This is a genomic window from Bacillus stratosphericus (assembly GCF_020524495.1).
Taxonomy (GTDB): Bacteria; Bacillota; Bacilli; order Bacillales; family Bacillaceae; genus Bacillus; species Bacillus stratosphericus_B.
In genome coordinates this window covers 1-3,181 of the sequence record NZ_JAIVLB010000077.1, presented here as the reverse complement: position 1 = coordinate 3,181, position 3,181 = coordinate 1, and the positions used below count along the sequence as shown (strand labels likewise).

At 38.1% G+C, this 3,181-nt stretch carries 8 protein-coding genes; all 8 read left to right on the top strand.

Features of this window, described 5'->3' with window-relative positions:
- Positions 1 to 65: 65 nt before the first annotated feature.
- A complete protein-coding gene (locus LC033_RS16330; RefSeq protein WP_226570249.1) occupies positions 66 to 341 on the top strand; it encodes a GIY-YIG nuclease family protein in 276 nt (91 codons plus the stop codon).
- A gap of 283 nt (positions 342 to 624) precedes the next feature.
- Positions 625 to 816 carry a hypothetical protein gene (locus tag LC033_RS16325; RefSeq protein ID WP_226570247.1) on the top strand — a complete coding sequence of 64 codons (192 nt, stop codon included), beginning with the start codon at positions 625 to 627 and terminating at the stop codon, positions 814 to 816.
- Between the two features lie 394 nt (positions 817 to 1,210).
- Positions 1,211 to 1,504, top strand: a complete 294-nt coding sequence (locus LC033_RS16320; protein ID WP_226570245.1) for a hypothetical protein — start codon at positions 1,211 to 1,213, stop codon at positions 1,502 to 1,504.
- Between the two features lie 18 nt (positions 1,505 to 1,522).
- On the top strand, positions 1,523 to 1,690 hold the full coding sequence (locus LC033_RS16315) for a hypothetical protein (RefSeq protein ID WP_226570243.1): 168 nt from the start codon (positions 1,523 to 1,525) through the stop codon (positions 1,688 to 1,690).
- 38 nt (positions 1,691 to 1,728) lie between these two features.
- Positions 1,729 to 1,980 carry a hypothetical protein gene (locus LC033_RS16310; RefSeq protein WP_226570241.1) on the top strand — a complete coding sequence of 84 codons (252 nt, stop codon included), beginning with the start codon at positions 1,729 to 1,731 and terminating at the stop codon, positions 1,978 to 1,980.
- Positions 1,981 to 2,061: 81 nt separating this feature from the next.
- The gene (locus tag LC033_RS16305; protein WP_226570239.1) at positions 2,062 to 2,376 is read left to right on the top strand and encodes a transglycosylase; all 315 of its coding nucleotides are present in this window, start codon (positions 2,062 to 2,064) and stop codon (positions 2,374 to 2,376) included.
- A 36-nt stretch (positions 2,377 to 2,412) separates the two neighbouring features.
- Complete coding sequence (locus LC033_RS16300; protein ID WP_226570236.1) at positions 2,413 to 2,769, top strand: hypothetical protein; 357 nt, start codon at positions 2,413 to 2,415, stop codon at positions 2,767 to 2,769.
- Positions 2,759 to 3,124: an HNH endonuclease gene (locus LC033_RS16295; RefSeq protein WP_226570251.1), complete on the top strand. Its 366-nt coding sequence runs from the start codon at positions 2,759 to 2,761 to the stop codon at positions 3,122 to 3,124. Before LC033_RS16300 ends, LC033_RS16295 begins: the two co-directional genes overlap by 11 nt.
- The last annotated feature ends 57 nt before the right edge of the window (positions 3,125 to 3,181 follow it).

Below are 3,181 nucleotides of genomic sequence, written 5' to 3'. Positions count from 1 at the left end.
TTTCAGCGATCCCGTGAGTGCAACACGCTATATGTTATGGTGTAGTGAGAAGGAGAGAAATATTGATGTCTATCAAGATTGAAATTCCTCAAATGATATTCAGTTTTAAAAAGGATGAACTGCATAACATCCCGAATCGGAGCGGGATATATATCATCTTCGGATGTAACGATGACGTTTTGTATGTTGGTAAGGCAAAAGAATTGAGAGGCAGAGTGAAGGAACATTTCGCAGGGACAACATCGCTAAAAGATGTGGCTAATAACTTTTATGAAGTGAGTGGTTTCTTTTGCGATGACGACAGCATCTATGTATTTCAAAAATCACTTATCACTAAATAACTTATCAATTATGTTAATAGCAAAAAAACAAATAGGAAAAGCAACAATAAAATACAGAAAATTTTTAGGCATAAACATATTATAATAATAGAAAAATACACTGACAAACAGAATCATAACAACATATTTCATGAAAGTCTTCACAAAATTCCCCCTACAACCATTATTAGGATACTTATTCATCTTATCTTATTGGTTAGCAATTTGACTGCCAATATTCAAATAATTCAATGCAACCGAGAGAGCAAAACTAATAATAGCATTGAAAACTAGGAGTGTGCAAATGAGTAAATTAAGTAAAATCATTCTGAATATTTTTTTGGTAGGAACAATCTTTTTCTTAGGTAGTTATTTCGGATATAAATCAAATAATGTTGAATTACCTGGTCTTTTTTATACTGGCTTAGTTTCGTTAGCAGGTCTGATAATAACTGCTTTGGTTACTTTTGTGAAAAAAATAAGAAACAGCACATGACATAAAAAAGCGGGCTATTTTCTAGCCTGCTTTGCTAATTAATTAACGTTGAAAAGGCATATACTGAATGGACGAGATGATGGATCAATTTGGACTTTAAAAATGGCACATTTTTGGCACGATCTTGGCAAAGCATTTTGTCTGAGAGCGGTTATGATGGTATTAGGTGATAGATTGATAGAAAGACTTCAAGGTGGTTGCATAGTAGAGGGATGTAACGAGCGGTTAAGAGGGTGAAATGGTCAAGGGCCGCACACAAACGCAACTTCGCTGATAAGGTCTTGCTACTAATTACTATGTAGGGTGAACCCATCACAGCCTTATCATGGGTAGCGAAGTGATATTTGAAACGACTTCCTTTTGGAGGTCGATTTTTTATATGGAGGTGTTATCTGTGGTAGAACTCTTAATCTTAAAAGGCTGTTCAAAACAACGTACAAGGACTTTCATCGTAGGGGCAAACACAAGGCATGCAAGAGCGCTTTGGCAAGATTTAAAAAAGAAATTTCCACAATATAAATATCCGCACTATGTTTCAAGAGATGCTGCAAAGCTAGACGGGGTAAATCCTAGCGAAACAATTTTAATTTTACTGCCAGGCTATTATCGAAATCCAATAATCAACTGCTATGAATTTCAATGGTTGAAGGAAAATGCCATTGAAGTAATTCATATCAATAGTGAATAAAACAAAGGAGTGAATGACATGACAAAGGAACCGCCTTTAGGTGTTATTCCTAAGTGGTTACATGATGAACGTAGAACAGAGGATGTAGCAGTAGCTATTGAACGAAGAATAACAGCAAGATTAGAAATTCCCCTTGAGTGGTTTGAAGAGTATAACAATCTCATCAAGCACCAAGTGAAGAAATAAAAATCTCAAAACAACACGAAACAGAAGGAGGAAGTTAAATGAAAATTTTAGTTCTTAAAACGGATTGTCTACTAGATCAGGATGCAAAGGAGAACCTTAGAGAAGAAGCAAGGAAAGCAGCGCAGAGTGGCATTATGATTCTTGATAGGGGAACGAGTTTGGAAGTTATTGAAATAGACAAGTCAGCCCTATTAGATGAAAAGGGAATTGCGGCGAGTTTTGAACAAGCGATGAAAAAAGTTGGGGAAATGACGGTAGATGGAAAAATATGTTCCTTACGAAGAACGTAAAATTGATACGGAGATTGAACAAGCAACAATGGCTGAAATTTTTGGAACCTTTGGACTCCCTCTCCAAAAAGGTAATATGAAATGAATGATGTTTTGTGTGAGAAATGCCAAACATATTATGCTGTGGAAGTGAGAGAGATAAAAGAAGCGAAAGGAATTGTAATTCAATTCTTCTCCTGTCCTCATTGTGGAAACTCGAATGTTGTTTCTGTTACAAATAAAGTCATCCGTCAGAAATTGCGAGAATTGAGAAAGGCCCGCAGTTTTTATGAACAAGCAACGACACATAGAAGCGCACAACGGCGCTTTGAAAAGTACACGCAGCTACATGAAAGTGTCAAACGTCTTATGCTTCCTTTAATTGATGAAGCCAAACAGAGATTGAACAATTCATAGCATCCTGGTGCTTTTTATTTTGGGGAGGGACACAACGTGGACAACTCACTCAGGGAATTAATCATTAACACAGCAATTGGACACGCAATAAGGACAGACCAATTGTATAACGGTCTTAAAGCCCTTAATAAAAGGGGATGCATATGGGCGGATGGGGAGATCATCAGGGGGTTAGGGATGCTTGGGTCTTATGGTGTGAGGGATAGGCAAGCTATAGACAGTCTCCTACATGTCAGCCAGACACTGACCTATGAAGCAGCTCGATCCTATCTAGCATCATATCAACGGGAGTACAGGGAGTTTTATGCTGTACAGAAAGTTGGGCATCTTCATGCCTTTGTTTTGTTTGCGATGATAGATGAGAGGAAAGCTGGTGAATCCAATGCCACCTAAACCATTGAGGGAGTGTAAGGTGCGAGGGTGCAGAGAGTTAACAAGGGATGGTTATTGTCCTACTCATGTTGATGGTAAGCAGCAGGAAGCAAAGTATTACAACAAACACGTTCGAGATAAACAATCAACAAGTTTTTATAAATCAAGAGAATGGAAACAGACAAGACAACTTGTTCTAATGCGAGACAATTACCTTTGTCAAAGCTGTTTAAAACAAGATCGTGTCGTTCCTGCTGTCATGGTCCATCACATAGTGGAGCTAAAACAGGATTGGAACAAACGATTAGATTTAAATAACCTCGAAAGCATGTGTAATAGCTGTCACAACAAGGTGCATGGCAAGCGAGGGTCATAAGTCCCCCCCCCGGCATTAAATCCCTAGAAAACGGCTTTGTGAAGATCGATGAGCCGT

What these genes read in the sequence shown, in the direction of transcription:
- LC033_RS16330 (WP_226570249.1), top strand. Translation starts at nt 66, where the DNA reads ATGTCTATCAAGATTGAAATTCCTCAAATGATATTCAGTTTTAAAAAG.
- LC033_RS16325 (WP_226570247.1), top strand. Translation starts at nt 625, where the DNA reads ATGAGTAAATTAAGTAAAATCATTCTGAATATTTTTTTGGTAGGAACA.
- LC033_RS16315 (WP_226570243.1), top strand. Translation starts at nt 1,523, where the DNA reads ATGACAAAGGAACCGCCTTTAGGTGTTATTCCTAAGTGGTTACATGAT.
- LC033_RS16310 (WP_226570241.1), top strand. Translation starts at nt 1,729, where the DNA reads ATGAAAATTTTAGTTCTTAAAACGGATTGTCTACTAGATCAGGATGCA.
- LC033_RS16305 (WP_226570239.1), top strand. Translation starts at nt 2,062, where the DNA reads ATGAATGATGTTTTGTGTGAGAAATGCCAAACATATTATGCTGTGGAA.
- LC033_RS16295 (WP_226570251.1), top strand. Translation starts at nt 2,759, where the DNA reads ATGCCACCTAAACCATTGAGGGAGTGTAAGGTGCGAGGGTGCAGAGAG.